The organism is Parasphingomonas caseinilytica, from assembly GCF_036663755.1.
In the GTDB taxonomy this organism is placed as follows: domain Bacteria; phylum Pseudomonadota; class Alphaproteobacteria; order Sphingomonadales; family Sphingomonadaceae; genus Sphingomonas.
The window spans coordinates 67,220-93,806 of record NZ_JAXOJL010000005.1; the positions used below are offsets into that span (position 1 = coordinate 67,220).

General features: G+C 65.0%; 26 protein-coding genes. 6 read left to right on the forward strand and 20 right to left on the reverse strand.

All coding sequences use genetic code 11. The features are described from left to right. Positions 1 to 133: 133 nt before the first annotated feature. The 4 genes from U1738_RS11890 to U1738_RS11905 form a co-directional block, all read right to left on the reverse strand. Positions 134 to 943, reverse strand: a complete 810-nt coding sequence (locus U1738_RS11890) for a transglutaminase family protein (protein ID WP_332789271.1) — start codon at positions 941 to 943, stop codon at positions 134 to 136. Next, a complete protein-coding gene (locus U1738_RS11895; RefSeq protein ID WP_332789508.1) occupies positions 943 to 1,878 on the reverse strand; it encodes an alpha-E domain-containing protein in 936 nt (311 codons plus the stop codon). The genes U1738_RS11890 and U1738_RS11895 overlap by 1 nt, the downstream gene beginning before the upstream one ends. Before the next feature lie 40 nt (positions 1,879 to 1,918). Beyond that, on the reverse strand, positions 1,919 to 3,403 hold the full coding sequence (locus tag U1738_RS11900) for a circularly permuted type 2 ATP-grasp protein (RefSeq protein ID WP_332789272.1): 1,485 nt from the start codon (positions 3,401 to 3,403) through the stop codon (positions 1,919 to 1,921). A gap of 150 nt (positions 3,404 to 3,553) precedes the next feature. Continuing rightward, the gene (locus U1738_RS11905; RefSeq protein WP_332789273.1) at positions 3,554 to 5,572 is read right to left on the reverse strand and encodes a protein-disulfide reductase DsbD family protein; all 2,019 of its coding nucleotides are present in this window, start codon (positions 5,570 to 5,572) and stop codon (positions 3,554 to 3,556) included. A gap of 142 nt (positions 5,573 to 5,714) precedes the next feature. Here U1738_RS11905 and U1738_RS11910 point away from each other — a divergent pair, with 142 nt between their 5' ends. Next, positions 5,715 to 7,319 (forward strand): alkaline phosphatase family protein, encoded by a 1,605-nt coding sequence (locus U1738_RS11910; RefSeq protein WP_443027019.1) that lies wholly within the window; start codon positions 5,715 to 5,717, stop codon positions 7,317 to 7,319. A 209-nt stretch (positions 7,320 to 7,528) separates the two neighbouring features. Then, on the forward strand, positions 7,529 to 7,930 hold the full coding sequence (locus tag U1738_RS11915; protein ID WP_332789274.1) for an excalibur calcium-binding domain-containing protein: 402 nt from the start codon (positions 7,529 to 7,531) through the stop codon (positions 7,928 to 7,930). A 12-nt stretch (positions 7,931 to 7,942) separates the two neighbouring features. On the opposite strand, the gene U1738_RS11920 is transcribed toward U1738_RS11915, so the two are convergent. The 5 genes from U1738_RS11920 to U1738_RS11940 form a co-directional block, all read right to left on the reverse strand. Then, the gene (locus tag U1738_RS11920) at positions 7,943 to 8,875 is read right to left on the reverse strand and encodes a right-handed parallel beta-helix repeat-containing protein (protein WP_332789510.1); all 933 of its coding nucleotides are present in this window, start codon (positions 8,873 to 8,875) and stop codon (positions 7,943 to 7,945) included. A 197-nt stretch (positions 8,876 to 9,072) separates the two neighbouring features. After that, positions 9,073 to 11,727: a methionine synthase gene (metH, locus tag U1738_RS11925; protein WP_332789275.1), complete on the reverse strand. Its 2,655-nt coding sequence runs from the start codon at positions 11,725 to 11,727 to the stop codon at positions 9,073 to 9,075. Positions 11,728 to 11,847: 120 nt separating this feature from the next. After that, entirely contained in the window at positions 11,848 to 12,894 is a 1,047-nt protein-coding gene (locus U1738_RS11930) for a homocysteine S-methyltransferase family protein (protein WP_332789276.1), read from the reverse strand. A gap of 111 nt (positions 12,895 to 13,005) precedes the next feature. Beyond that, positions 13,006 to 13,947, reverse strand: coding sequence for a methylenetetrahydrofolate reductase [NAD(P)H] (gene metF, locus U1738_RS11935; protein ID WP_443027009.1), 942 nt, complete (start codon positions 13,945 to 13,947; stop codon positions 13,006 to 13,008). After that, a complete protein-coding gene (locus U1738_RS11940; RefSeq protein WP_332789277.1) occupies positions 13,947 to 14,906 on the reverse strand; it encodes an ArsR/SmtB family transcription factor in 960 nt (319 codons plus the stop codon). The genes metF and U1738_RS11940 overlap by 1 nt, the downstream gene beginning before the upstream one ends. Positions 14,907 to 15,024: 118 nt before the next feature. On the opposite strand from U1738_RS11940, the gene U1738_RS11945 reads away from it, so the two are divergent. From U1738_RS11945 to U1738_RS11955, 3 genes are read left to right on the forward strand one after another with little or no spacing between them, the layout of a single operon-like run. After that, on the forward strand, positions 15,025 to 15,303 hold the full coding sequence (locus U1738_RS11945; protein WP_332789278.1) for a hypothetical protein: 279 nt from the start codon (positions 15,025 to 15,027) through the stop codon (positions 15,301 to 15,303). A gap of 4 nt (positions 15,304 to 15,307) precedes the next feature. After that, on the forward strand, positions 15,308 to 15,496 hold the full coding sequence (locus tag U1738_RS11950) for a hypothetical protein (RefSeq protein ID WP_332789279.1): 189 nt from the start codon (positions 15,308 to 15,310) through the stop codon (positions 15,494 to 15,496). Between the two features lie 28 nt (positions 15,497 to 15,524). Then, positions 15,525 to 16,475, forward strand: coding sequence for an aldo/keto reductase (locus U1738_RS11955; RefSeq protein WP_332789280.1), 951 nt, complete (start codon positions 15,525 to 15,527; stop codon positions 16,473 to 16,475). A 141-nt stretch (positions 16,476 to 16,616) separates the two neighbouring features. Here U1738_RS11955 and U1738_RS11960 read toward each other — a convergent pair whose 3' ends face one another. The 3 genes from U1738_RS11960 to U1738_RS11970 all read right to left on the reverse strand — a co-directional run bounded on the left by U1738_RS11960 (position 16,617) and on the right by U1738_RS11970 (position 21,025). Beyond that, positions 16,617 to 18,857 (reverse strand): S9 family peptidase, encoded by a 2,241-nt coding sequence (locus tag U1738_RS11960; protein WP_332789281.1) that lies wholly within the window; start codon positions 18,855 to 18,857, stop codon positions 16,617 to 16,619. 29 nt (positions 18,858 to 18,886) lie between these two features. Next, entirely contained in the window at positions 18,887 to 20,338 is a 1,452-nt protein-coding gene (locus U1738_RS11965; protein ID WP_332789282.1) for a DUF418 domain-containing protein, read from the reverse strand. A gap of 141 nt (positions 20,339 to 20,479) precedes the next feature. Next, a complete protein-coding gene (locus U1738_RS11970) occupies positions 20,480 to 21,025 on the reverse strand; it encodes a DNA-3-methyladenine glycosylase I (protein WP_332789283.1) in 546 nt (181 codons plus the stop codon). A gap of 69 nt (positions 21,026 to 21,094) precedes the next feature. Between U1738_RS11970 and U1738_RS11975 the strand changes: the two genes are divergently transcribed. Further along, positions 21,095 to 22,549 (forward strand): hypothetical protein, encoded by a 1,455-nt coding sequence (locus tag U1738_RS11975; RefSeq protein ID WP_332789284.1) that lies wholly within the window; start codon positions 21,095 to 21,097, stop codon positions 22,547 to 22,549. Here the strand turns inward: U1738_RS11975 and U1738_RS11980 are convergent, their stop codons facing one another. The 8 genes from U1738_RS11980 to rpsP form a co-directional block, all read right to left on the reverse strand. Next, positions 22,550 to 23,290, reverse strand: a complete 741-nt coding sequence (locus U1738_RS11980; RefSeq protein WP_332789285.1) for a TonB family protein — start codon at positions 23,288 to 23,290, stop codon at positions 22,550 to 22,552. Between the two features lie 100 nt (positions 23,291 to 23,390). Next, the gene (gene rplS / locus U1738_RS11985) at positions 23,391 to 23,783 is read right to left on the reverse strand and encodes a 50S ribosomal protein L19 (protein ID WP_332789286.1); all 393 of its coding nucleotides are present in this window, start codon (positions 23,781 to 23,783) and stop codon (positions 23,391 to 23,393) included. A gap of 1 nt (position 23,784) precedes the next feature. Next, complete coding sequence (gene trmD / locus U1738_RS11990; protein WP_332789287.1) at positions 23,785 to 24,516, reverse strand: tRNA (guanosine(37)-N1)-methyltransferase TrmD; 732 nt, start codon at positions 24,514 to 24,516, stop codon at positions 23,785 to 23,787. Next, positions 24,513 to 24,824: a hypothetical protein gene (locus tag U1738_RS11995; protein ID WP_332789288.1), complete on the reverse strand. Its 312-nt coding sequence runs from the start codon at positions 24,822 to 24,824 to the stop codon at positions 24,513 to 24,515. The genes trmD and U1738_RS11995 overlap by 4 nt, the downstream gene beginning before the upstream one ends. A 44-nt stretch (positions 24,825 to 24,868) precedes the next feature. Beyond that, the gene (locus U1738_RS12000) at positions 24,869 to 25,243 is read right to left on the reverse strand and encodes a type II toxin-antitoxin system VapC family toxin (RefSeq protein WP_332789289.1); all 375 of its coding nucleotides are present in this window, start codon (positions 25,241 to 25,243) and stop codon (positions 24,869 to 24,871) included. Then, positions 25,240 to 25,530: an AbrB/MazE/SpoVT family DNA-binding domain-containing protein gene (locus U1738_RS12005; protein WP_332789290.1), complete on the reverse strand. Its 291-nt coding sequence runs from the start codon at positions 25,528 to 25,530 to the stop codon at positions 25,240 to 25,242. Before U1738_RS12005 ends, U1738_RS12000 begins: the two co-directional genes overlap by 4 nt. Before the next feature lie 30 nt (positions 25,531 to 25,560). Next, entirely contained in the window at positions 25,561 to 26,082 is a 522-nt protein-coding gene (gene rimM / locus U1738_RS12010) for a ribosome maturation factor RimM (protein WP_332789291.1), read from the reverse strand. After that, a complete protein-coding gene (rpsP, locus tag U1738_RS12015) occupies positions 26,082 to 26,573 on the reverse strand; it encodes a 30S ribosomal protein S16 (protein WP_332789292.1) in 492 nt (163 codons plus the stop codon). The genes rimM and rpsP overlap by 1 nt, the downstream gene beginning before the upstream one ends. Positions 26,574 to 26,587 lie beyond the last annotated feature (14 nt).

A 26,587-nucleotide genomic window follows, 5' to 3' on the forward strand; every position in this document is an offset into this window, starting at 1 on the left:
CCCTCAAAGCCCCTCCCCTTCAGGGGAGGGGTTGGGGTGGGGCAGTCCCGTCTCGAAGAGACCAGCGCAAGTTTCTGCGGCACGGCCCCACCCCAACCCCTCCCCTGAAGTGGAGGGGCTTAAGGCAGCAGTCCTACTGCTCCGCCGGGGCCACCGTGACGTCTACATCCATCTCCTCCTCCCCCTCGCCAAGCCGTGATCCAGCCACCGGCGCGGCACCCGCCGCGTCCAGCGCGACCGCCACGCGCACATAGGCTTCGTCTGCCAGCCGCCCCTCGAACGGATCGAACGCCACCCAGCCCAGCCGCTCGACGAACGCCTCCGCCCAGCCATGCGGCGCGGGGCGATGCTCGCCGCCAAAATCATGCGTGCTGTAGCCCGAGATATAGCGCGCCGGCACGCCTAGCGACCGCGCGGCCCCCAGGAATATCTGCGCCATGTCACGCGGCGTCGCCTTGTCGCTTTGAAACGCCGTGGCGGCCGTCAGCCCGGCGACCGGCTTGGCGCGATCCCCGGCGAATTTGGCGGACAGCGCCGCATTCACCCGCTGCAACCGCTCCATCGCATCGCCCTGGCCAGCCACGTCCTGCGCGAACGCCACGATCGCGTCATCGGCCAGCGTCAAGGGCGTCGCGCGAAGATACAGCGCGGGCGGCAACACTTCGTGCGTGCCATGCACCACGCCGTCCGCGCTGTTGGTCAGCACCTCGCCCGACACGGCGATCTCGATCGTATCGATCGGCCCTTCGGCGTAGAGCATCGTCACCTTGTTGCCGAACCCGTCGCGCCCAGGCCGCAGCCGCGCGTCGCAATCGACGTGGAGATGCCATGACGCCACGGTCTGATCGTCGGTGTCCTCGGGCGTCAGCCGGAGCATCTGGGTGAGGCGCCCCTGCGGCACCGTGAAGCGGTATGTGGTGCGGTGGTCGATCGATAGCCGCATCAGGTGAACTTGTACTGCCGGCCGATGGCCGCGTGCAGCAGATCGTTCTCGCTCAGGAACGCCTGTAGATATTGGTGCAGTCCGTTCACGATCACCTCCCCCGTGCGTGTCTTGGCCAGGCGCGTGTGCCGCATCCGCGCCATCCGGTCCGCTTCTCCGTGCAGACCGGTGCGCTTCGCCAACAAGCTCAAAATCTCCACTGTCTCCTCGACCGAGGCGGCCAGACTGCGCGGCAATTCCTGCCGCGCGATCAACAGGTCGATCACGTTCGCGGGCCGCAACCCTTCCGAATAGAGCCAGCGATAGGCGGTGACGGCGGACACTGTCTGCAGGATAGTGGTCCACTGATCGCGATCGACCACGCCACCGATCTGCTCGCCCTCGGGCAGCAGCAGATGGTATTTCACATCGAGTAGCCGCGCGGTATTGTCGGCGCGCTCGACCGCTTGCCCCAGGCGGATGAACTGCGTCGTCTGGTTGCGCAGCATCTTGTGGATCGCACCCTCGAAGCCCCGCGCTTCGGTCTGCACCATCTCGACCAGATTCAGCGTCGCCATCGCCCCGCCGGCCGAGGCGCGCTTGTCGAAGATCAACCACGCGCGGTTGATCGCGGTCCACGCCTCGCGGGTTAGCGCAGTGCGCACGGCACGCGCATTGTTGCGCGCCATGTCGAGACAGCGGACGATCGATCCGGGATGGCTGCTGTCCAACGTCAGGAACTGCGCCACGCGGTGTTGCGTCACATCGTTGCCGGACGCCTCGAACGCATCGTCCGTCTCTGTGACGCGCAGCGCGCTCTGCCACGCCGCCTCACCCGCCGGACGCGGCGACAGAACGTCGAGCCGTACGGTCGCCTCGACCAGCCGGGCGATGAAATCCGCCCGCTCGATATAACGGCCCAGCCAATATAGCGACGATGCGGTGCGCGACAGCATCAGCATGAAGCTCGCCCGCGGAGGAGCATGATAGCCCCCGTCATTGTACCTGCCCCTGCGTCATACCGCCCATCGTCTGCTGCTGGCTCTGCTGGCCATTGTCCATCAACACGAAGCTGTCCTTCGTCCCCCCGCCCTGCGAGGAATTCACCACCAGCGAGCCCTCCTTCAAGGCGACGCGCGTCAGCCCGCCGGGAACGACCTGAATGCCCTTCGATCCGGTCAGCACGAACGGCCTGAAATCGACATGGCGTGGGGCCAGCCCGCTTTCGGCCAAGGTAGGCACGGTGGACAGCGCCAAGGTCGGCTGCGCGATATAACGATGCGGCTCGGCGATCAGAGCGGCGCGGAAATCCTCGATTTCCTTCTTGGACGCCGTCGGTCCGACCAGCATGCCATAGCCGCCCGATCCATCGACTAGCTTCACCACCACGTCCGCCAGATTGTCGAGCACGTACTTCAACGCCTGCGGCTCGCGGCAACGCCACGTCTCCACGTTGGGCAGCTTGGCCTCGCCGCCGGAATAGAATTTCACGATCTCGGGCATGTAGCTGTAGATCGCCTTGTCGTCGGCGATGCCGTTGCCCGGCGCATTGAGCAACGCGACATTGCCCGCAGCATAAGCCGCGATCAGCCCCGGTACGCCGAGCATCGAATCCGGCTTGAACACCAACGGATCGAGATAATCGTCGTCGATCCGGCGATAGATCACATCCACCTTCACGCGCCCGGCGATCGTGCGCATCCACACAATGTCGTCGTCCACCACCAGATCCGCCGCCTCGACCAGTTCGATGCCCATCGAATCCGCCAGGAAGCTGTGTTCGTAATAGGCCGAATTATAATGCCCCGGCGTGAGCACGACGCACACCGGCGCGCTCACGCCGTGCGGCGCGACCGACTTCATCGTCTCAAGCAGCCGATCGGGATAGGAATCGACCGCCGCCACGCGGAATTCGCGGAAAAGTTCGGGGCACAGCCGTAGCATCGCCTCGCGGTTTTCCAACATATAGCTGACGCCGGAGGGCGTGCGGGCATTATCCTCCAGCACGAAGAAATCGTCCGGCCCGGTGCGCACCAGATCGATGCCGCAGATATGCGCCCAGATGCCGTGTGGCGGCCGCATGCCGGCAATCTCGGGACGGAATTGCGGATTGCCGAAGATCAGGTCCGGCGGCAGCACACCGGCGTCGAGGATGCGGCGCGCGCCATAGATGTCATCGAGGAACGCATTGATCGCCTCGACGCGTTGGATCAGCCCTTCCGAAAGGCGCGACCATTCGTCAGCCAGGAAGATGCGCGGTACGATGTCGAACGGGATGATGCGTTCGCTGGCATCGCTCTCGCCGTACACCGCAAAGGTAATGCCAAGCTGGCGGAAGGTCGCTTCGGCGCTCTGCTGACGGCGGCCGAGTTCAGCGGCGGGAGTATCCTCGATCCACTGGCCGAGGCTGGCAAGCTCAGGACGCGGCGTCGAGCTGCCGGGTGCCCCCATGATTTCATCGAACGCGCGTGTTTTCCCCATCTACCCCGTAATGCCCTTCGCCCCTGTCGGTTCCATGCTGCGACGGATCGCTGCACTGCACAAGGGGCAATATCCGAGGATCGGGAACGGCTTCCATATCCCCGTCATCCTGAACTTGTTTCAGGATGACGGCAGCGCAGTGCGACGAGTTCAGGATTTCAGATCGGCCAATATCCCCGGCGTCAAAATCTGCGGCAACACCTGCGGCTCCTTCGCCCCCGGCGCGTAGTACAGGTACAGCGGGACACCCGCGCGATTATGCTGCTCGATGAACCGCCCGAGCGTCGCATCGCCATCCGTCCAGTCGCCGACCAGCACCGCCACCTTGTTCTTCGCGAACGCCGCCCGCGTGGCATCGGTATCGATCGCCGCCGCTTCGTTGACCTTGCACGTCAGGCACCAATCGGCGGTGAAATACGCGAACACCGGTCGCCCCTGCGCCCGCAGATCGGCCAGTTTCTTCTCGCTGAACGCCTCCGCGCTCGCCGTTTGCTTGGCCTGAGCCGGCGCCGGATGCACCAGCAGCACCGATGCCACCGCGACCGCGACCAGCACGGCTGCGCCGACGATTCCGAACGCCAGCCCCCGCGCCTGCCGCCGCCCCGACACCCACAGCACCAACGCCACCGCCACCGCGGCACCAAGCCCAAGCGTCAGCCCGTCCACCCCGGCCTGCCGCCCCAGCACCCAGGCGAGTGCCAGCGCCGTCAGCCACATCGGCACGCTCAGAACATGACGGAACGTCTCCATCCACGCGCCCGGCTTGGGCAGCAATCGGCGCATTCTCGGCACGAAGCCCAGCGCCAGAAACGGCAAAGCCAGCCCCAGCCCCAGCCCCGCGAACACCGCCAGAGCCGCCGCCCAGGGCAGGACCAATGCCGCGCCCAGCGCCGCGCCCATGAACGGCCCCGTGCACGGCGTGGCGATGAACGCCGCCAGCGCGCCGGTCGCAAACGCCCCGCCGACACCGCCCGCCTGATTGACGAAGCGCGGCGTCGGGATCTCGAACAATCCGGCCAGATTGAGTGCGATCGCCACCGTCAGCAGCAGCAACAGCACCACGACGCGCGGATCCTGCAACTGGAACGCCCAGCCGACCGCACTGCCCCCGGCCCGCAAGCCGAGGATCAGCCCGCCCAGCGCCAGACACACCGCTATCACGCCCGCCGCATAGGCCAGCGCCTCACGCCTTGCCGCGCCCTCATCGAGATGACCGCGCGCAAGGCTCAGCGCCTTGAGGCTCAGGATCGGGAACACGCACGGCATCACGTTGAGGATCAGCCCGCCGAGCACCGCGCCGCCAAACGCGATCAGTGCCGTCAGCAACCAGCCTTCGGAAGGAGCATCGCCCGCCATCACCGTCCCCGGCACAGCGGAAACCGCCAGCGCGCTATCCTTGCCGATCCGCAGTACGCCTTCGATCGGCACGCCGCCCTTCGCCGCTTTGGTCGAGATCACCAGTCGGTCGCCTTCGCGCGCCACCGTCTGCGGCGCGGCGTAATCGAGCACGCCCGTGGTCAGCGGAAAGAAATAGGCGTCAGCCAGCGGCGCGCCGGCCGGGTATGGCACCGCGATCTTCGCCACGCCATTCTCCACCTGCCACGTCGCCTTCGCATCCAACGGCTTCGGGATCGCACGACGCCACGCATCGAACTGCGCGCGCGTCTCCGGTGCCACCGCCCCGTCGCCGATCACAAAGTCGGTCGACAATTCCGCCTGCTCCGGCACGCATACTGTGCTGGTGCAGACCAGATAGTCCATCTTCAGCCGCACCGGCAGCTTCGTGCCCGCCGCCAGACCCGCCGGCACCTTCAGCGTCACCAACGGCGCATAGGGCGTCTCGTAGACATAGTTCATCAGCCCCGCGATCAGCAGCGTGCCGGGCACCGGATAGACCGGCGCACCCGCCGTCACGCCCTGCGGCAGGGTCCAGTCGAGCTTCGCCGGGAACCCCGCATCGCCAGGATTCGACCAGTAACCGTGCCAATCCCTTTGCGGCCGCGTGTCGAGCGCCAGCGTCACTTCGCTCCCGGCTTTGGGCACTGCCGTCTCCGCCACCAGCCGGATCGCCAGATGCGGCCCCGCGCCCAGCGCCCCCGGCCCCTCGGCAAAGGCAGGCGCGGCAAAAACGGCCAGAACCGTCACAATCATGACCCAAAAGGCGCGCATCGAAATCCCAGTCAGTAACGGTTGCCGTCAACGATCTTGTCGGCATCGATCGTCTTGCCCATAGCGGGGCCGTATCCGCTTTGCACTCGAAGGAATCCCAGTGTCCGCCAAAGTGAAAGTGCCCGCCGGCCTGACCGCCATCATCGCCCTGACGCTGGCGGGGACGGCATATGCCCAAAGCGCTTCGGCACCAGCTCCAAAGGGCCCGCCGAAGCTGATTGTCGTCGTCTCGGTCGATCAATTCTCCGCCGATTTGTTTGGCGAATATCGCGGCTCCTACGACGACGGTTTCGCCAAGCTGATGCAGGGCGGCGTGTTCCCCTCGGGCTATCAAAGCCACGCAGCGACCGAAACCTGCCCGGGCCATTCCACCATCACCAGCGGATACCGCCCCGCCCATACCGGCATCATCGCCAACAATTGGGTTGATCAGGCCGCGCCGCGCAAGGACAAGACGGTCTATTGCGCCGAGGACGAGAGCGTCCCCGGCACCGATTCGTCCAACTACACCGTCTCCGACAAGCACCTGCTGGTGCCAACGCTCGGCGAACGCATGAAGGCGGCCGATCCGCGCACCCGTGTCGTCTCGGTTGCGGGCAAGGATCGTGCGGCGGTGATGATGGGCGGCCACAAGGTCGACGAACTCTGGTGGTGGAACGGCAAGGCGTTCGTCAGCTATGCCGGCCGCATCACGCCCGCCGTGGTGACGCGCGCCAACACTGCGATCGCCGCCGTCATCGCCAAACCGCAGGCCGCTCTGCCCGTTCCCGCCAATTGCGTCCCGCGCGACAAGGCGATCGCACTCGGCGGCGGCAAGTCGGTCGGCAACGGCCATTTCGATCGCGCCGCCGGGGATGCCAAAGCATTCCGTGCGTCGCCCGCCTTCGACACCGGCATCTTCGCGCTCGCCGCCGGGCTGGTGCAGGACATGAAGCTTGGCCAGGGCCCGCAGACCGACATCATCACCGTCGGTGCCTCCGCCACCGATTATATCGGCCACACCTACGGCACCGAGGGTGGCGAGATGTGCATCCAGATGGCCGAACTCGATCGCAATCTCGGCGGCTTCCTCGACGTGCTTGATGCGACCGGCGTCGATTACGAAGTTGCGCTGACCGCCGATCATGGCGGCAACGATCTGCCCGAACGCGAAATCCTGTCGAACATCCCCGAGGCGCAGCGCGCCGATGTCGGCCTCGCCCCCGCCGTGATCGGCAAGGCGATCGGCGAGAAGCTCGGCATCACCACGCCTTTGCTGTTCGGCGACATCCCCAATGGCGACATCTGGATCTCCACCGCGATCACGCCCGCGCAGCGCAAGGCGGTGCAGGCCGAGGCCATCGCCCGCTACAAGGCGCTGCCGCAGGTCGCCGCCGTGCTGACCGCCGCCGAGATCGCCGCCACCCCGATGCCCGGCGGCGCGCCCGAAAAGTGGAGCCTGATCCAGAAGGCCCGCGCCTCCTTCTATGCACCGCGCTCAGGCGACCTGATCGTCTTCCTCAAACCGCGCGTCACGCCGATCCCGAACCCCGGCGGCGGCTATGTCGCGACGCACGGCAGCCCGTACGATTACGACCGCCGCGTGCCGATCCTGTTCTGGCGCAAGGGCATGACGGGGTTCGAACATGCCGCCGGCGTGGAAACGGTGGATATCGCGCCGACCCTGGCCCACACGATTGGGCTGAAAGTGCCGGGGGTGGACGGCAGGTGCCTGGATTTGAAAGCTGGAGGGGCAGCCTGCAAATGATCTGTTGATCGCATTCATCTCTAACCGCTTCCCCGGCGAAGGCCGGGGCCCAGTCGAGGCGCAGAAGTAATCGAATGCTGCGCGCCGTAACATCGCCCTCCGCGACTGGGCCCCGGCCTCCGCCGGGGAAGCGCGTTTTCCTCAGCACAATCGTAAACGCGCCCGCTCGGTAACCTGACGGCAACGCATCGCCGTTATCTGAGAACGCTGTGAACCAGCGTTTCATCATCACCACATTCGCCGCCTGCATCTTCATGTTCGCCGCGATCTTCGCCTTGACCGCGCCCGCTTCGCTACCGCGTTCGGCGGCGAAGGCGGATGCCGCCCCGGCGGCCGTAATGTATGCCGATTGCGACGCGGTGCGCGCCGCCCATGCCGCACCTTTGCGCGCCGGTCAGCCGGGTTACCGGCCCGCGCTGGACGCCAACATGAACGGCATCGCCTGCGAAAGCGTCGGCAGCGCCGCACCGCTTGCTGTCGCCAATGCTCCTTCGTCGGCTTCGGATATGCCGCAGGGCGATGCCCCGACACAGCCCCCGGTGCAGGAATCAACACTGGGCACGTCCAACCCGCCACCGCCGATCGCGGAACGCCTCCCGCCGCTAACGTAAATACTGCGAAATTCAGCGCGTCTCGAACGCCCTGATCCCCAGCCCCAGCCGGTTCGCCCCGATCGCCAACCGCGCGCGGCTGTAATCCGCCACGAACGCCGGATTGCCCGGCGCACCCAGTGCCATTCGCGCATCGTTGCCGGCGATGTTCAGGCCCGCCGACGAATAAGTCTTCGCCTCGGCCCCGACGACGATCAGCGCCCCGGCATTTTCCTTGCCCTTGCCCTGCACGAAGGTGTTGCCGGAAATCACCCCTGTCGCGCCCTCGGGCAGATCGATCATGTAGTTCGTCTTGCTCCCGCGCGTATCGTCGAAGCTGTTGCCGCTGATCATCACGTTCGGCACGCGCAGCTTGATGTAATGCCCGCCGGTGCCGCGCTCGAAGCGCGAATTGGTGATCGTCACCGATCCCTTGTTGCCGAGATAAATTGCATGGCTGCAATTCACCGCCTGATCGCACTGGCCGAGGCCGGAAAAGGTCGAACGATCTATAGTGATCCGCTGCCCCGTAGGTTCGCCGCCGAGGATTCCCTCCTGGCTGTCGAGAAACATCGCGTTGCGCACGGTCAGGTCGCCCATCTCGGCGCGGATGCCCGCCCCGTTCCCGTCGCTCACGCTGAAGCCGCGAAACACCAGCCCGTCGACCACCGATCCATTTCCACGCAGCACGAACGCCGCCTTGTCCTCGCACACCGTGCCCTCGAAGATCGCCGTGCCGGGCGTCACCGCCTTGAACGTGATCCGCCCGCCAGCCTGCACCGTGCATTCGTGGTACGTGCCCGGCGCGATCAGAATCGTCGCCGTCCCCATCCGCACCGATTGGACCGCCTCGTCGAGCGTGGCGAAGCCCTTGCCGGTTTCTGCAATGACGAACGGTGCGTGGTGCGTTTGGGCAAAGGCGGACGCGCTCAGGGCGATGGCGAACAAGGGGAGCAATCGGCGCATCATGACATACTCCCTCGGTTCGGGGTGGGGATCTCATCCGCCACCACACCCCCCGTCATCCCGGACTTGATCCGGGATCCCGCTGCCTTGCCCCTCACTCGGAAGAAGCGGGATCCCCGCCTCCGCGGGGATGACGGATAAACGTAATCCCTCGCGATATGCCCGCCGACGCACCCCCCGTGAACCCAAATTGAGGGTTAATCCAAATTCGGCCGCAACCACCGCTGCGCCGTCGGCAAATCCACCCCGCGACGCTTGGCATAATCCTCGACCTGATCCGGCCCGATCCGCGCCACGCCGAAATACTCGGCTTGCGGGTGCCCGAAATAGAAGCCGCTCACCGCCGCCGTCGGCAGCATCGCGAAGCTCTCGGTCAGCGTCACGCCGGTCGCGTGGTGTGCATCCAGCATCTCGAACAGCTGGATCTTCAGACTATGCTCCGGGCACGCCGGATAGCCCGGTGCCGGGCGAATGCCGCGATATTGTTCGCGGATCAGCGCCTCGTTGGTCAGTTGCTCGTCCGGCGCATAGCCCCACAGATCCTGCCGCACATGCTGGTGCAGCCGCTCCGCAAAGGCCTCGGCCAGACGATCGGCCAGAGCCTTCAGCAGGATGTCCGAATAATCGTCGATCCCCGCCTTGAAGCGCGCCAGATGCGGCTCGATCCCGTGGATCGACACCGCGAACCCGCCGATCCAGTCGCCCTTGGGATCGACGAAATCGGCCAGGCACATATTCGCCCGCCCCTCGCGCTTGGCGATCTGCTGGCGCAGAAACGGCAGGCGGATCACGTCGGTGCCCTCGACTAGGTTGAGCATGTCCAGCCCGCGCAATTCCTCGGCGTTGAAGTCGCCCTTCAGATCCACGATCACGTCGTCGTCATGCCGCGCGCACGACCACAGCCCGGCCACGCCCCGCGCCGTCAGCCACTTCTCCGAAACGATCTTGTCGAGCATCGCCTGCGCATCGGCGAACAGGGAGGTGGCGCTCTCGCCCACCACCTTGTCGGTCAGGATCGCCGGATAATTGCCCGCCAATTCCCAGGCGCGGAAGAACGGCGTCCAGTCGATGAGTTCGCGCAGGTCGTCCAGATCCCAGTCGCGGAACACATGCACTCCCGGCTTCAGCGGCGCAGCGGGCTTCAGCGCCATGTCTGCGACGAACGGATTGGCCCGCGCCTTGGCCAGCGGCAGCAGGTCGTTCTGCCCCTTGTTCGCTCGCGCCACGCGCACCGCCTCATACTCGTCCGACGTCTTCTTCACGAAATCGTCGCGGATCGTGTCCGATACCAAAGTCGATGCCACACCAACTGCGCGGCTCGCATCCAGCACATGCACCACCGGCCCGTCATAAGCCGGCGAGATGCGCAGCGCGGTATGCACCTTGCTGGTCGTCGCCCCGCCGATCAGCAGCGGCATTGTCATACCGGCGCGCTTCATCTCCTCCGCCACCGTCACCATCTCGTCCAGCGACGGCGTGATCAGGCCCGACAGGCCGATCATGTCGGCATCGTTCTCGTTCGCCGCCTTCAGGATATCCGGCCACGCCACCATCACGCCCATGTCCACGACATCGAAGCCGTTGCATTGCAGAACGACGCCGACGATGTTCTTGCCGATATCGTGCACGTCGCCCTTCACGGTCGCCATGATGATCTTGCCCTTGCCCCGCGCGCCCGGCTCCTTCGCCGCCTCGATGAAGGGCAGCAGATGCGCCACCGCCTTCTTCATCACGCGCGCGCTCTTCACGACCTGTGGCAGAAACATCTTGCCCGATCCGAACAGGTCGCCGACCACGTTCATGCCGTCCATCAACGGCCCCTCGATCACCTCGATCGGCCGGTCGAACAGCTGTCGGCACTCCTCGGTATCGTCCACGACATGCGCGTCGATGCCCTTGACCAGAGCATATTCCAGCCGCTTGGCGACAGGCAGCGACCGCCATTCCGCCGCCGCCTTCTCGGCCACCGCGTCGGTGCCCTTGTAGCGTTCGGCCAGCGCGATCAGCCGTTCGGTGGCATCCGGATCGCGGTTCAGGATCACGTCCTCGCACGCCGTGCGAAGTTCGGCGTCGATCGTGTCGTATACGTCGAGTTGCCCGGCATTGACGATCGCCATGTCCATGCCCTGCGGAATGGCATGATACAGGAACACCGAATGCATCGCGCGCCGCACCGGCTCGTTGCCGCGGAAGCTGAAGCTCAGGTTCGATAGTCCGCCCGAGATATGCACGTGCGGGCAGCGCTGCTTGATCTCGGCACACGCCTCGATGAAGTCCACGCCGTAATTGTTGTGCTCCTCGATCCCCGTCGCCACCGCGAACACGTTGGGATCGAAAATGATGTCCTCGGGCGGAAAGCCGATGCCCATCAATACGTTATAGGCCCGCTCGCAGATTTCGACCTTTCGCGCCTTGGTATCTGCCTGTCCGACCTCGTCGAACGCCATCACGACCACGGCGGCCCCGTAATTCATGCACTTGCGGGCATGTTCCAGGAACTGTGCCTCGCCTTCCTTCATGCTGATCGAATTGACGATCGGCTTGCCCGAAACGCATTTCAGTCCCGCCTCGATCACGCTCCATTTGGAGCTATCGACCATGAACGGAATGCGCGCGATATCCGGTTCCGCGGCGATCAACTTCAGGAACGTGGTCATCGCGTATTCGGCGTCGAGCAGCCCCTCGTCCATATTGACGTCGAGCACCTGCGCGCCGCTCTCCACCTGCTGCAACGCGACCTCGACGGCAGCGGGATAGTCGCCCGCCATGATCAGCTTCTTGAAGCGCGCGGAGCCGGTGACGTTGGTGCGCTCGCCGATGTTCACGAAATTGGCGGAGGAATTGGTGGTCATCTATCTTTTCTTCCCCCCTCCCGTTTGCGGGAGGGGCCGGGGGAGGGCCTGACCGACATCAGGCGATGCTTGGGAGGCACTGCCCTCCCCTAACCCCTCCCGCAAGCGGGAGGGGAATTTTTACGCCGCCATCGTCATCGGCTCCAGCCCGGCCAGCTTCGTCCGCACCGCCGGCTGCGCCACCTGACGTGGCGGCAGGCCGGCCACCGCATCCGCCATCGCCTTGATATGCGCCGGCGTCGATCCGCAGCACCCGCCCAATATGTTAACCTGCCCGGCCTGCGCCCATTCCAGCACCAGCCCGGCGGTCGTATCCGGCATCTCGTCATATTCGCCGAGTTCGTTGGGCAGTCCGGCATTGGGATAGACCATAATCAAAGTATCCGCGATGTCGGAGAGCGTACGAACATGCGGCCGCAGCTGTTCGGCCCCGAACGAACAGTTCAGCCCGATCGTCACCGGCTTGGCATGCCGCACCGCGTGCCAGAACGCCTCGACCGTATGGCCCGACAGGTTGCGCCCGGACAGATCGGTCAGCGTCATCGACATCATGATCGGCACGTCGCGGCCCAGATCGTGCGATGCCTCCAGCGCGGCCATGATGCCGGCCTTGGCGTTCAGCGTGTCGAACACCGTCTCGATCAGGATGAAATCGACGCCACCCTCGATCAGCGCATCGATCTGCTCGCGGTACACCGTCTTCAGATAATCGAAGTCGATCTCGCGAAAACCCGGGTCGTTGACGTCGGGCGATAGCGACAGCGTCTTGTTGGTCGGCCCGATCGCGCCGGCCACGAAGCGCGGACGCCCGTCCTTCGCGGCATATTGATCCGCCAGCCGGCGCGCGATCTGCGCCGAGGCCAGATTGATCTCGCGCACCAGATGCTCGGCGGCGTAATCCGCCTGCGAAATCAGGTTCGCGCTGAACGTGTTGGTCGAAACGATGTCCGATCCCGCATCGAGATACTCGCGCGTGATCGTCTCCGGCACCTCGGGCTTGGTCAGCGCCAGGATGTCGTTATTGCCCTTCTGGTCCTTGGCGAGGCCCAGATCGCCGGCATAATCCGCCTCGGAGAGCTTCCAGTTCTGAATCTCCGTCCCGAACGCGCCATCGGTGATCAGCACGCGCTTGGCCGCCTCGGCGAGGAATTTTTCACGGATATTCATCATCACATCCTTCGTCGCCCCGGCGCAGGCCGGGGCCGCCGGGTTTGGTGCGCGGCACAGGCCCCGCAAAATAACGTGCCGGCCCCGGCCTGCGCCGGGGCGACGTAGACATTACGCCGCCTCGGCCCGCACCACGCCCTTCGCCCGGATCCCAAGCAAATGGCAGATCGCGAAACTCAATTCCGCGCGGTTGAGCGTGTAGAAATGGAAGTCCCGCACGCCGCCAGCATAGAGCCCCCGGCACAATTCCGCCGCGATCGTCGCCGATACGAGCTGCCTTGCCGCGGGATGATCGTCGAGACCCTCGAACAACGTACCCATCCACGATGGGACCACCGTGCCGCACATTGCCGACATGCGCTGCACCGCGCCGAAATTCATGATCGGCATGATGCCCGGCACGATCTCGGCATCGATCCCGGCCTTGGCGACGGCATCGCGGTAGCGGAAGAACGTCTCCGCCTCATGGAAGAATTGCGTGATCGCGCGGCTCGCCCCGGCGTCCAGCTTGCGCTTGAGATTGTCGAGATCGGCGACCGGATCGGGCGAATCCGGATGGCATTCGGGATAGGCCGCGACCGAAATCTCGAACGGGTGCAGCTTGCGCAAACCCGCGACCAAAGCCGCAGCATTCTCGTACCCGCCAACCGGAGACTGGAACTTCGCGCCCGCCACCGGGGGATCGCCGCGCAATGCCACGATGTGCCGCACGCCTGCCTCCCAATAATCGTTCGCGACCGCGTCGATCTCCTCGCGCGTCGCCTCGACACAGGTGAGATGCGCCGCCGCCGGGATGTTCGTGTCGCGCGCGATCCGCGCCACCGTCGCGTGCGTCCGCTCGCGCGTCGTGCCGCCCGCGCCATAGGTTACGGAGACGAAGCGCGGACCGAGCGGCGACAGCGTCTGCACCGATTCCCACAACGTCTCTTCCATCTTCTCGGTCTTGGGCGGGAAGAATTCGAAGCTCACCCGCGCATCGCTGCCGCCGACGTCGGCGAACATCGGTGTCGCCAGCGCGCGGCGCGCTTCCTGCATATCCTTGACCGAAACCATTATGCTGCCTTCACCTCATGTAGCGGCGACCCGAGCTTGCGCCCGAGCCACAATTTCACTGTCAGTTCGCCGCCCTCCAGCGTCTCGGTCCGCGCCGAAGCGAGCCCGGCGCTGGCGAACCAAGCGGCGATCTGTTCGTCCGAGAAACCCAGCCGGGTATGCGCATCGCGCGTGCGCAGATCCTCGCGATCATGGCTGGCGAAATCCGCGATCAACAGCCGCCCGCCGGGGCTCAGCACCCGCGCCGCCTCGGCGATCGCGGCGCCCGGCTGTTGCGCGAAGTGCAGCACGTGGTGGATGATCGCCGCGTCCGCCTCGTCGTCACCCAGCGGCAGCGCATAGAGATCGGCCTGGCGCAACTCGGCATTGGCCAGCCCCTGTTCGGACAGCTTGGCCCGCGCGAGCCGTAGCATTTCCGAGGACCGATCGATCCCGAGCGCGTGCTTGGCGCGCCCCGCGAACAATTCGAGCATCCGCCCGGTGCCGGTGCCGATATCGATCAGCCGGCCGATAGGGGCCTCCCCCAATATGTCCGAAATCGCCGCCTCGACCTGCTCTTCGGCGACATGCAGCGATCGGATCGCATCCCATTGCCCGGCGTTCGCCTCGAACCAGGTCGCCGCAGACGATGCGCGATCGGCGCGCACCGCCGCCAGCCGCGCCGCATCGGCCACCGCCCAGTGATCCGCCTCGATCTCGTTCCACGCATCAAGCGCGGCGACGACCGGCGCCACCTTCACCGCGCTGCCGACGCCGACGAACACCCAGCTGCCTTCCTTGCGCCGCTCGGCCAGCCCGGCGTCGCACAGGATCTTCACATGGCGCGAAACCCGCGGCTGGCTCTGGCCCAGCACCTGTGCCAATTCGCCGACCGACAGCTCCATCGAGCGCAGCAGCGCCAGGATGCGCAGCCGCGTCGCATCGGCAAGCGCGCGGAAGATATCTAGGGCCAGCGTCATCTTGCCGAGACATATAAAGATATCTTTATATGAGGTCAACGCGCGATAAGTTGCGGACCCCAATGCCCGGCGTTAGCGTTACGTGCGCAACCTTTGCCAACTTCCAGGAGAATTACCCGTGAAGACGTTCGTCGCCCTCGCCGCTGTCGCCATGCTCGCCGCCTGCTCACCCGCCGCGCAGAACGAAACCGCCGAAGCCGCTGGCCAGATGTCCGCCGACGCCAATGCGACGATGAGCGCCGCGATCAACGACACGGACGCCGCGGCCGACCGCGCATTCGGTTCAGCCGAAGCGAAGATCGACAATGCGGGAGCCGCGATCGGCAACGCAGCGGACAAGGCCGCCGACAAGACCGGTGCCGCGTTGAAGGACGCCGGCAACGCGATCGAGGATTGATCGCATGATCCGCCTCGCCCCCCTGCTCCCCGTGCTGCTGCTCGCCGCTTGCGGATCGCAGAGCGATGCGCCCGGCTCGGTCAGCGCGAGCGAGGCGCAATCGCTGAACGACGCGGCGGCGATGCTCGATGCCAATAGCGTCGATGCCAATGCCGTCGCGATCGAAGGCGAAAACGAGGCCCAGCCACAATAAGGCCGGCCTCTTTCAAGGTATCCAGACAATGACCACCTCCCGGCGCCTCGGCGCCACAGATCTGCACATCGCGCCGTTGGTGCTTGGGGGGAACGTCTTCGGCTGGACCGCCGACAAGACCGCCAGCTTCGCCGTCCTCGATGCCTTCGTTGCCGGGGGCGGCACGATGATCGACACCGCCGACGTCTATTCGGTCTGGGTGCCCGGCCATCCCGGCGGCGAGTCCGAAAGCATGATCGGCGACTGGCTGAAGTCCAGCGGCAAGCGGGGCGACGTGCTGATCGCCACGAAGGTCGGCATGCTGCCCGGCGAAGGTGGGGAGAAACTCGCCCCCGCGCGCATCGCGGCAGCCTGCGATGCCTCGCTGAAACGGCTCGGCGTCGACACGATCGACCTCTATTTCGCGCATCAGGACGACGATGCCGTGGCGCAGGAAGATGCGCTTGCCGCCTTCGCCAAGCTGATCGACGCCGGCAAGGTCCGCGCGCTCGGCGCATCGAACTTCCATGCCGGTCGCCTGAAATCGGCGCACGATGCCGCGGTTGCGCACGGCCTGCCGCATTATCAGGTGCTGCAACCCGAATATAATCTCATCAGCCGGCACAAGTTCGAAGGCGAATTGCAGAATTACTGCGTCACCAACAATGTCGGGGTCGTGCCCTATTCCGGTCTCGCATCGGGTTTTCTCACCGGCAAATACCGCAGCAAGGACGATCTCGGCCAGAGCGTGCGCGGCGGCCGGATGAGCGCCCTGATCGAAGGCAAAGGCGCGAGCGTGCTGGCGGCGATGGACGCGGTGGCTGCGGAGACTGGCGCGAGCCTGGCGCAGATCGCCTTGGCGTGGCTCGCCGCCCAGCCCGGGGTCACCGCCCCGATCGCGAGTGCGACGAGCGTGAAGCAGGTCGAGGATCTGCTCGGCGCGATCATGCTGGAGTTGAGCCCGGACCAGCTCGATCGGCTGAGCGCGGCGGGGGCTTGACCCTCACCAACCACCCCCGTCATCCTGACGAAGGTCAGGATCCATCGTGCCTCATTGGCGATCGCCTGACAGGCGCAATGGATCCTGACCTTCGTCAGGATGACGGCAGTCGTCGGGGAATATTGGCGGCTCCGAACCGCCCTACTTCCCCAGATGCCGCCCGTAGAAATCCAGGATCGTCGTCCAGAGATGCTCGCCGACCACCGGCCCGCCCACGCGGTGCGTGAAGCCCGGGTAGAACATCATCTCGAACGGCGTGGACGCCGCCTGCATCCGTGCCGCCAGCGCGGTCGAATTCTCGAAGAACACATTGTCGTCCGACATGCCGTGGATCAGCAGCATCGGATCGGCGATCTTCGGCGCATCGGTCAGCGCGCTCGATGCGGCATAGGCCTTCGCATCCTTCTTCGGGTCGCCCATGTAGCGCTCGGTATAATGCGTGTCGTACAATTCCCATTTCGTCACCGGCGCACCCGCCACGCCGGCCGCGAACACGCCCGGTGCTGCCTCCAGCATCTTCAGCGTCATATAGCCGCCATAGGACCAGCCATAGGTGACGATCTTCGCGGGATCGACATAGGGCTGCTCCTTCAGCCATTTCGCGCCAAGCAACTGGTCGGCGACCTCAACCGTGCCCGCCGCCCGGTATAGCTGGCTTTCGAAAGCGACGCCGCGATTGGCCGATCCGCGATTGTCGATCATGAAGACGATATAGCCCTGATCGACCAGATATTGGTGCAGCGGCCCGGCCCAGTTGCGCGACACGGTCTGCGAATGCGGACCGCCATAATGTTCGAAGAACACCGGGTATTTCTTGCCCGCCTCCAGCGGCGGCGTGATCATTTCCCAATAGAGCGTGCTGCCGTCCGCTGCCTTCAGCGTGCCGAACTTGGTCGCCTGATGCTGCGCCAGGAACGGGAAATACGGATGTCCGGCGACCAGAGCATTCTGGTTGATCCACGACAGCCGCTTGCCGCTCGTATCCGCCAGATACACCTGCGTCGGCTGGTCCGGATTGGAACGCGATACGATGATCCGCGACGCCGCTTTGTCCATCGTCGCGCCGTTCCACCAGCCCGGCTCGGTCAGCCGCACCGGCGCGGCTGGGCGGGCCAGATCGATCGCGTAGAGATGCTTCTCCAGCACCTCGTCCTTGTTCGCGGTGAAGTAGATGCGGCCCTTCGCCTGATCGATCCCGGCCAGATCCATCACCACCCAGGCACCCTTGGTCAGTTGCGTCCACTTGCCCGCCTTGAAGCGATACAGATGCGCGAAGCCGTCGCGCTCCGACGTCCAGATCAGGCTGCCGTCGTTCAGGAATTGATACGCGTTGCTGAGATTGACCCACGAATTCGCCCGCGCCTTCTCGCTGAACAGCACGCTGGACTTGCCCGTCGCCGGATCGACCTTCAGCATATCGAGCAACGTCTGCGCCCGGTTCTGGCGCTGCACATACAGCGCGCTGCCATCCGGTGCCCAATCGACGCGCGCGAGATAGATATCGGAATCCTTGCCGAGATCGACCTTCACCCGGCCCGTGCCGTCGGGCTTCATCACATAGAGTTCGACCGCCACGTTCGGCGTGCCGGCGGCGGGATAGCGCTGGTTGTAGGTCTTCGTCCCGTTCGCGCCGATCGCCGCCCGGGTGATCACACCCACCGGTGCCTCGTCGAACCGCTCGACCGCCACGCGGGCATCGCCCGGTGCCCACCAATATCCGGTGCGGCGGTCCATCTCCTCCTGTGCGACAAATTCGGCCTCGCCCCAATGCACCGTGTCCTTGCCATCCTCGGTCAGCGCGCGCGGCGCGCCGCCCAGCGGCTGGACCACGAGGTTTTGATCGCGAACGTAGGAGACGTAACCGCCCGCCGGGCTGATCTTCGGGTTCAGCGCGCCGCCGACATTCTCGGTCAGCCGCGTCACTTTGCCGTCCAGCGTCGCGAGATACAGGTCGCCGTCGATCGGCACCAGGATCGTCTTGCCGTCCGGCGACCATTCGTAGGACACGATGCCGGTCTTGCCGCTGATGCTGCGATCGCGCTCGCGCTGCATCTTCTCGGCTTCGGACAGCTCCGCGCCGCTGCCGACCTTCTTTGAATCGACCAGCATGCGCTCCTTGCCGGTGCGCGTATCGAGCGCCCACAGATCGAAGCGCTGCTTCTCATCGGCGCGGGGCTTCAGGGACGTGAGCAAGGTGCCGTCCGGCGACAGTTTCAGCGATTGCGGCTGCGGCCCCGAAAGATCGGGCGATCCGAACACGCGCTTCAGCGTCAGTTTCTGGCCCTGCACCTGCATCTGTTTCGACGGTGTGGTCTCAGCAGCCAAGGCCGGCGACCCCATGACGGCGAGCATCACCCCCGCCACGATCCATGGTTTCGCCATCCCTCATCTCCAATCCCGTGCTGTCTTATTCAGCTCGCGGGTATAGCGCCGGGCAAGGGATTGTCGCGTGTTTTACGCCGCTTGCCGATCGGCAATACGCGCCGCGCGATGATCGATCGCCACGCCCATTCGACCGGCGCGATGGCATAATTACGCACGTACCAGTTCGCCGCCAGCAACAGCAGAGCGTTCACCGCCAGCGCGGTCAGCATCAGCGCCATCCAGCCCTGATGCCCGTACAGCCCGAGCGCGAACGGCGGATAGAGGATCCACAGGCAGATGATCGTCTGGCAGATGTAGATCGTCAGTGCGGTGCGCCCGGCGGCCTCGAACGGCTTGAGCAACTTCGCGCCGAACGCGGTGCCCAGAAGCAGGTATATCGCGGAGATATGACCGAGCGTGGTGGACAGCCGCGTAACCTCGCTCGTCGCATAGATCAGATGGGGATAGTCGTCCCACTTCATGAACACGTACGCGCTCCATGCGCGTCCGCCGAAACCTGCGGCATAGGCGATCAGCATCGTCCACAGATAGAAACCGCGCGATCTCAACCCCTGGATTACGCCCCATTTGAACAGCGCCGCGCCGATCAGCATCGTGCTCGCCGCTTCCCAGACGAATAGCGGTTCCAGCACCGCGCCGGGACCGACACTGTCGCCGACACCCCAGATGAACAGGATTACCCCCCAGGCAGATGCGGCCCAGGTCATGAACGTGCCGGTCCCATCGGTACGCGCCTTGTCTTCCAGCCCGACACGCTTCGCGGTCTCCGCCTTGCTCTTCGCGCGATCCTTCTTCTTCTCTTCCGCTTTGGCGAAGTCCTTGGTTTCCTTGGGCGTCAGCTTCTGCCCGCTGTCGCGCTTGGCCTGCAACTGCGTCGTCATGGCGATGCGGGTCTGCGCCTGATAGATGCTGTATCCACCACCGCACAATTGCACGACCGCCATGATCAGCCCGATGCCCAGCAGCATCTTCGGCCCCAGCCGCCGGAACAGGAACGCGACCAGAGCGGCGATGCCATAGGTGTGCAGGATGTCGCCGGGCCAGAGCAGGATGAAAATATGGACCAGCCCGAACAGAAACAGCACGATGTTGCGCGCATAATAGCTGCGCATCACCGCCCAGTCGCCGAACAGGACCTGCAACGACGTGCGGAACCACCCGTCCGGTTTCTCCGTCGATGCCTGCAACGCCCCCGCCGCGCGATCGGTGAGGATCACCATGCCCACGCCGAACAGCATTTCCAGCATGCAGCGCGCGGTGCCGTTGGCGACCACGTCGCGCAGGAACCACGCGACCTGATCCGCCTGGCTCCAGCCGAGATGGCGCGGATCGTCGAACGACGCCCAGAGCGATCCGCCCATATCGTTGATGTTCATGAACAGGATGCCGAGGATCGCGATACCGCGCAGAATATCCAGCCCCGCGACGCGCGGTGCGCCATCCGGCTCGGTCGCCGTCGTCATCGTCACGTCGCTCATCGCGTATCCCCCCGCAATTCTCGAAACGGAGGGATAATCAAAATCGATACGATACCGCAATGGCGGTGATGATCGCTCACGAAAAATAAGTAGGCGGCAAGATCATCGTCCGCCCTTACTGCTTCAGCCGTCGCTCTGAACTTACCGCCGCCAGCATCCAGCGACGTGATCGTCCACAATTCCGCACGCCTGCATCCACGCATAGACGATCACCGGCCCGACGAACTTGAACCCGCGCTTCTTCAACGCCTTCGACATATCTTCCGACAACGGCGTCTTGGCCGGCACATGCACCCCATCGCCCCGGATCGGCGCATCGCCCGCCATGCCCCAGACGAAGGCGGAGAAATCCTCGCCCGCATCCCGCATCGCCAGATAGGCGCGTGCATTGCCGATCACCGCCGCGATCTTTGCGCGGGACCTGATGATGCGCGGATCGACCACCAGCCGCGCGACATCCGCCTCGTCGAACCGCGCGACCTTCTCCGGGTCGAAGCCAGCGAACACCTCGCGAAACGCATCACGCTTGTTGAGGATGATGCTCCACGACAGCCCCGCCTGAAACCCGTCGAGCTGCAACTTCTCCCACAATGCCCGGCTATCGCGCTCCGGCACGCCCCATTCCTCGTCGTGATACGCCTGCATCACCGGCGTCGATTCCGCCCAGGGGCAGCGCGTTCGGGTCATAACATTTCCCTCTCTCCGCCGATGTGCGGCTATGGCGAACCGCGATCCTATAGGGCATTGGCGAGCGCGATGGAGCAGGAAACGACGATCGCCCCGAGACAGGAGAAGCCCGTAACCGGCTGGCTGAAGCGCGAGGCATGGCCCGCAATTCTGCTCGCCTGCGCGATGCTCGGCGCGGCTGGCGCGACGGCGTTCGCCTATCGCCCCGGCCTGATGACCTGGGATGCGGTTCGCCAATATGATCAGGCATTGAGCGGGGCCTTCGACGACTGGCATCCGCCGGCGATGGAATGGTTGTGGCGGCAGTTCGTCCCGCTTCATGCCGGGCCGGCACCCATGCTGGCGTTGCAACTGGCGTTGTTCTGGGCCGGGCTGGCCCTGCTCGCGGCATGGGCCTTGCGGCGCGAGCGCCGTGGGCTGGCGGTTGCGCTGGTCGCCTGCGGGATGACGCCGCTCGGTATGGCGCTGATGGGCGCGGTGCTGAAGGACTGCCTGATGGCCGGCGCATTGCTTTCGGTCACCGGCCTGCTCGCCTGGCGGATCGACGCGCGCGGCCCCCGTGCCGCGATCCTCGCGGGGCTTGCCGTGCTGCTGCTGATCGCCGCTGCGACATTGCGCTTCAACGCCTTCACCGCTGGCGTGCCGCTGTTCGTCGCGGTGATGCCGGAGGCCTTGCGGCGCACGAAGCTCCGCCTCGCCGCCACAACGATCGGCGCGGCCGTCATCCTGCTGCTCGCTCTCCCGGTAGCCAACCGCCTGATCGGTGCCAAATCGAGCAGCGTCGAACTCTCGCTCGTCATCTTCGATCTCGGCGGCATCACCGAACATAGCGGGGTGAATGCCTTCCCCGCTTTGCCCGGCATCACCGATCCCGTCGCGGTCAACCATCATTGCTATTCGCCGGTGAAATGGGATCCCTATGCCTGGTGGGTCGACGCCCCCTGCCCGATCGGTTTCGAGAATGTCGGCGCGGCGCTGAAGGCAAGCCACGTGCGTCCCTATGTCTGGCAGGCCCAAGCGATCCTCGCGCATCCGATCGCCTATGCCGAACATCGCCTGGCGCATTTCAATATCAACACCCGCTTCCTCGTCCATGACGAGATCGAGCGCGCGGTGCAGGTCGAGGGACCGCCCAACGACTGGGGCTATCACGTCACGCCGAACCCGATCCTGTCAGCGATCGACGCGGCGACCCGCGCCAGCGCGCATACACCGCTGGGCTGGCCGATCGTCTGGATCGCGCTGGCCTTCGGCGTGCTGACGATCGCGCCGAACCTGCCCTCGCGCCGCATAATCGGGCCGGTCGCGCTGTCGGCCCTGCTCTACGGCACGGGCTATGGCGTGTTCAGCGTCGCCGCCGAACTGCGCTATCATCTGTGGACATTGCTCGCGACGGCCATCGCGGTCGTCATCACCGGCTCCGACCTGTTCGGCGGCGCTCCGGTATCGCGCAATCGCCTCGCCCTCGCCGCCGCACCGGCGATCCTCGTCACCATCCTGTGCGTGATCTGGCGGCTGACCTGATCAATCCCCTGGCTGGTTGATCCAGTAATGATCCTGCACGATCTGGGATTCGACCTTCCGGCCGTTCGCATCGCGTGAAGGTTTAAACCGGAAACGCTGCTCGATCAGCCGGCACGTCAACACATCCAGTTCGCGACTGCCGCTCGATTGGGTCACCACGCAATTGGCCGCCCGCCCGCCGACCGTCACGAGATAGCGCACCGACACCTTCCCGCCGATTCCCGCTTCGGCGATGTCGAACGGCCAGTCGCCACGCCCGATCCCGCCGCCGGTCTGGCGCGGCGGGATCTCGAGCCCGCCGTCGCCATCGCCATCGCCGGAACGCCCGTTACCCGTGCCATCACCCTGCCCGCCGCTACCCGTGCCGGGGCCGACCACATCCGCATTGCCGGAGGTCGCCTGATTGCCCACGCCCGGTTTCTCCGCGACCGGAATGGGGGGCGGCAACGGCGGCGGAATGACCGGCGGCGGCGCGACCACCCCCGTCGCCTTGGACCGCAGGTTCGGCGGAGACGCCGCGCCCTCCGCTTTCCGGCTGACTACCTTATGTGGCACCAATTTTTCTGGCGGCGGAGGCGGAGGCGGCGGGAGCAGGTTGAACGCCGCCAAGCCCTCACGCGCAACCTGCGGGAAATGCACCGCCAAGCCCGAAATCAGCGCATAACCCAGCGCCGCCTGCACGACGATCGCCAGGATCGCCCCCCTGACACGATCTTCCTTTCCGGATTGGGCAAAGCTCATGCAGCCCTAACGCGCCACGAGCAAAATCGTTGAACGCGAAAAGGGCGCCGGAACCACAGTCCCGACGCCCATTTCTTTCTCTAGCAAAACCGCTCCGAAATCACTCGGCGGCGGCGGCACCCTTGGCCGGGCGCGTGTCGCGGCGCTCGGCGATACGGGCCGACTTGCCGGTGCGGCCACGCAGGTAATACAGCTTGGCACGACGCACGGCGCCCTTGCGGACGACTTCGATGCTTTCGATGTTCGGCGAATACAGCGGGAACACGCGCTCCACGCCTTCGCCGAACGAAATCTTGCGCACGGTGAAGTTGCTCCCCATGCCCTTGTTCGAACGCGCGATGCACACGCCTTCGTAATTCTGGACACGGGTGCGTTCACCTTCGACCACCTTCACACCGACCTTCAGCGTATCGCCGGGCCGGAAGTCCGGGATCTTCTTGGTCTCGAGAAACTTGGCGATGTTCTCGGCTTCGATCGTCTGGATGAGATTCATCTCATTCGTCCTTCATTCGTCGTCGCGCGCCAGAGGGCGACTGGACCCGAGCGCCCTCATGACGCTCCCAAAGGTCCGGCCGCCTTAGCCGTGTGTCGGTCTCGGCCATCGACTTTCGCCATGCCGAAATCCTCGCATGATCCCCCGATCGCAACACTTCGGGGATCGTGCGCCCTTCCCATTCATATGGTCGGGTATATTGCGGGTATTCGAGCAGGCCCCCTTCGAAGCTCTCGTCCACGCCGCTACAAGCCGCGCCCATTACGCCGGGAAGCAGCCGAATGCAAGCGTCGAGCAGCACCAGCGCCCCCATCTCCCCGCCCGACAGGATATAGTCGCCGATCGACACCTGCTCGACCGCCCGACCCTCGAAAATGCGCTCGTCGAATCCCTCGAACCGCCCGCACAGGATCGTTACGCCATCGCCCGCTGCCAGTTCGCGCACGCGGGCCTGGGTTAGCGGATTTCCCCTTGGCGTCATGGCGAGGATCGGCCGCCCCGCCGGCGCGCTGTCGATCGCAGCCGCCAGGATATCGGCGCGCAGCACCATTCCGGCCCCGCCGCCGGCCGGTGTGCCATCCACCGTGCTGTGCTTGTCGGTCGCGAAATCGCGGATGTTGACCGCATCGAGGCTCCAGATGCCCTCGCCCAGCGCCCGTCCCGCCAGCGACGTGCCGAGCGGCCCCGGGAACATCTCCGGATACAGCGTCAGAACGGTCGCCGCGAAGGTCATCGCCGCGCCAGCCACCGTTGGAAATACAGGGTCGCGAGCCAGCCGAGCAGAAATTCGACCGCTGCGGCGACCGCCATCACCAGAGCCATCGCCATCGCCGCCTTGCAGGCATTGCCCGCGCACCGCTCCGGGCCGGCCATGCTGGCGGATACGAAGACGAAGATGCACAACGCCACGATCATCGCCGGCAGGATCAGCGCCGACACCCAACCGATCTTGAACGGTGGCCAAAGCGGCCGGATGCGACGGATCGCCAGACTGATCACCGGGGCGAGCGCAATGATGATCAAGCCGAATACTAGGTCCATCGCCTATTCCTTTTATTGTTGAACCGACAGGGTATCAGCCAATGTCATACCGTCCAATTCTCGACCCGGAGGCCCGGAATATCGGCGAAGTCGCGAATATTATTCGTGATCAGCGTGAGGCCGAGCGACAAGGCATGCGCGCCGATCAGGCGATCGAAACTGCTACGTCTGAACGGCAACGCCGCATAACGGAGCGCAGCCTCGCGATCGAAATCGACCAGCGCCACCTCGCGCAGAAACGTTTCCAGCACCGCCATCGGCGGCGCTTTTCCGCGCGCCGATCCATGCGCCACCTCGCCAAAGCTGATGGTCGATACGGCCAGATCGCCCGCCTCGCACGCCGTAACGCGGGCGAACAAGGCGGGCTTTGTGCCTATCAGCAGATCGATGATCGTATTGGAATCGAGCAAGAACTTCATTTCGGAACGTTCGACCACCCCTCCCAGTCCGGATCATCCCAAACGCGCGGCGAGTGATCGAACACGCGATCCTCTGGGAGAAGCGGTTCCAGGCCCGGGCACGAACCCCAGATCCCGGTCAGATCCACCTTCCGCTTGGGCGCATCGACCGGCTCGATCCGGAACGACATCGGGGCTTCGCGGACCATGCGTAATTCGGTGCCCTCGGCGATGCCCATGCCCTTGGGCAGACGCAAGGCAACGGAGTTACCCGATTTGAACGTCTTGCCCAGATATTCGTCGTCCATTACGGCCTCCGTATACACGTCACGTATATACTAAACCACGAATGCTCCGTCAACCACCAGCCGGTCGCCGTTCCAGTCCGGCACCGCATCGGCATTCATCGGCACCATGAAGCGCTTGCCGGCCTTGCCGTCTTCCGATGGCCGCTCGACTTCGATCACATCGCCTGCCCCGAAATCGTCGATCGCCACGACGATGCCCAGCGCCTCCCCCTCGGTCGAAACCACGGGCAGCCCCAGCAGATCGGCGTGATAATATTCGCCCTCCGCCAGCGGCGGCAGTTCGGATCGCAGCACGGTGAGTTCCGTGCCGCGCATCGCCTCGGCAGCGTTGCGGTCCGTCACTTCGGCGATGCGCGCGATCGTGCCGTTGCTGCCGTGGCGCGTGCTCTTCAACGTCAGCGTGCCGCCGTTGAAGCTTTTATAGGCGCTCAAGTCCTCGGTGAAGAGCTTGAGACGGATTTCCCCCGTCACGCCATGCGCGCCGATGATGACGGCGAGCGTAACGGGGGAATCCCCACCCTTTCCGCTTGCGGAAGGGATTTGAGGCTGCATCAGCCCTCGGCCGGTGCCTGGGCGCTTTCGCCCTCGGTCGCAGCCACATCGTCACCGGCGTCGCTGTTCGGCGTCGCTTCGTTGACGGCAGGCTCTTCGACTTCCGGTTCGGGAGCAGGCGCTGCCGCTGCGGCCTTGACGGCTTCTTCGGCCTCGGCCAGCTTGGTCGCACGCTCTTCGGCGCGCTCAGTGGCCTTCTCGCCCGGCTTGCCCTTGTTCGGGTTGACGCGGGCTGCACGCTCACGGACGCCAGCGACGTCGAGGAAGCGGGCAACACGATCGGTCGGCTGCGCGCCGACGCTCAGCCAATGCTTGGCGCGATCCGAATCGAGTACGACGCGCTTCTCGTCGTCCTTGGCGAGCAGCGGGTTGTAGGTGCCGATCTTCTCGATGAACTTGCCGTCGCGCGGTGCGCGCGCATCGGCAACGACGATCTTGTAATACGGACGCTTCTTGGAACCGCCACGGGTAAGGCGAATGCTGACTGCCATTATAATCTTCCTTA

Excerpts from the sequence above, each read along its gene's own strand:
- U1738_RS11960 (WP_332789281.1), bottom strand. The coding sequence starts at position 18,857 with ATGGCGAAACCATGGATCGTGGCGGGGGTGATGCTCGCCGTCATGGGG.
- U1738_RS11995 (WP_332789288.1), bottom strand. The coding sequence starts at position 24,824 with ATGGACCTAGTATTCGGCTTGATCATCATTGCGCTCGCCCCGGTGATC.
- U1738_RS11940 (WP_332789277.1), bottom strand. The coding sequence starts at position 14,906 with ATGACGCTGGCCCTAGATATCTTCCGCGCGCTTGCCGATGCGACGCGG.
- trmD (WP_332789287.1), bottom strand. The coding sequence starts at position 24,516 with ATGACCTTCGCGGCGACCGTTCTGACGCTGTATCCGGAGATGTTCCCG.
- U1738_RS11970 (WP_332789283.1), bottom strand. The coding sequence starts at position 21,025 with ATGACCCGAACGCGCTGCCCCTGGGCGGAATCGACGCCGGTGATGCAG.
- U1738_RS11920 (WP_332789510.1), bottom strand. The coding sequence starts at position 8,875 with ATGCGCCGATTGCTCCCCTTGTTCGCCATCGCCCTGAGCGCGTCCGCC.
- rimM (WP_332789291.1), bottom strand. The coding sequence starts at position 26,082 with ATGCAGCCTCAAATCCCTTCCGCAAGCGGAAAGGGTGGGGATTCCCCC.
- metF (WP_443027009.1), bottom strand. The coding sequence starts at position 13,947 with ATGGTTTCGGTCAAGGATATGCAGGAAGCGCGCCGCGCGCTGGCGACA.
- U1738_RS11975 (WP_332789284.1), top strand. The coding sequence starts at position 21,095 with ATGGAGCAGGAAACGACGATCGCCCCGAGACAGGAGAAGCCCGTAACC.
- U1738_RS12000 (WP_332789289.1), bottom strand. The coding sequence starts at position 25,243 with ATGAAGTTCTTGCTCGATTCCAATACGATCATCGATCTGCTGATAGGC.
- U1738_RS11890 (WP_332789271.1), bottom strand. The coding sequence starts at position 943 with ATGCGGCTATCGATCGACCACCGCACCACATACCGCTTCACGGTGCCG.
- U1738_RS11930 (WP_332789276.1), bottom strand. The coding sequence starts at position 12,894 with ATGAATATCCGTGAAAAATTCCTCGCCGAGGCGGCCAAGCGCGTGCTG.
- U1738_RS11905 (WP_332789273.1), bottom strand. The coding sequence starts at position 5,572 with ATGCGCGCCTTTTGGGTCATGATTGTGACGGTTCTGGCCGTTTTTGCC.
- U1738_RS12005 (WP_332789290.1), bottom strand. The coding sequence starts at position 25,530 with ATGGACGACGAATATCTGGGCAAGACGTTCAAATCGGGTAACTCCGTT.
- rpsP (WP_332789292.1), bottom strand. The coding sequence starts at position 26,573 with ATGGCAGTCAGCATTCGCCTTACCCGTGGCGGTTCCAAGAAGCGTCCG.
- U1738_RS11980 (WP_332789285.1), bottom strand. The coding sequence starts at position 23,290 with ATGAGCTTTGCCCAATCCGGAAAGGAAGATCGTGTCAGGGGGGCGATC.
- U1738_RS11950 (WP_332789279.1), top strand. The coding sequence starts at position 15,308 with ATGATCCGCCTCGCCCCCCTGCTCCCCGTGCTGCTGCTCGCCGCTTGC.
- metH (WP_332789275.1), bottom strand. The coding sequence starts at position 11,727 with ATGACCACCAATTCCTCCGCCAATTTCGTGAACATCGGCGAGCGCACC.
- U1738_RS11955 (WP_332789280.1), top strand. The coding sequence starts at position 15,525 with ATGACCACCTCCCGGCGCCTCGGCGCCACAGATCTGCACATCGCGCCG.
- U1738_RS11895 (WP_332789508.1), bottom strand. The coding sequence starts at position 1,878 with ATGCTGTCGCGCACCGCATCGTCGCTATATTGGCTGGGCCGTTATATC.
- U1738_RS11900 (WP_332789272.1), bottom strand. The coding sequence starts at position 3,403 with ATGGGGAAAACACGCGCGTTCGATGAAATCATGGGGGCACCCGGCAGC.
- U1738_RS11965 (WP_332789282.1), bottom strand. The coding sequence starts at position 20,338 with ATGAGCGACGTGACGATGACGACGGCGACCGAGCCGGATGGCGCACCG.
- rplS (WP_332789286.1), bottom strand. The coding sequence starts at position 23,783 with ATGAATCTCATCCAGACGATCGAAGCCGAGAACATCGCCAAGTTTCTC.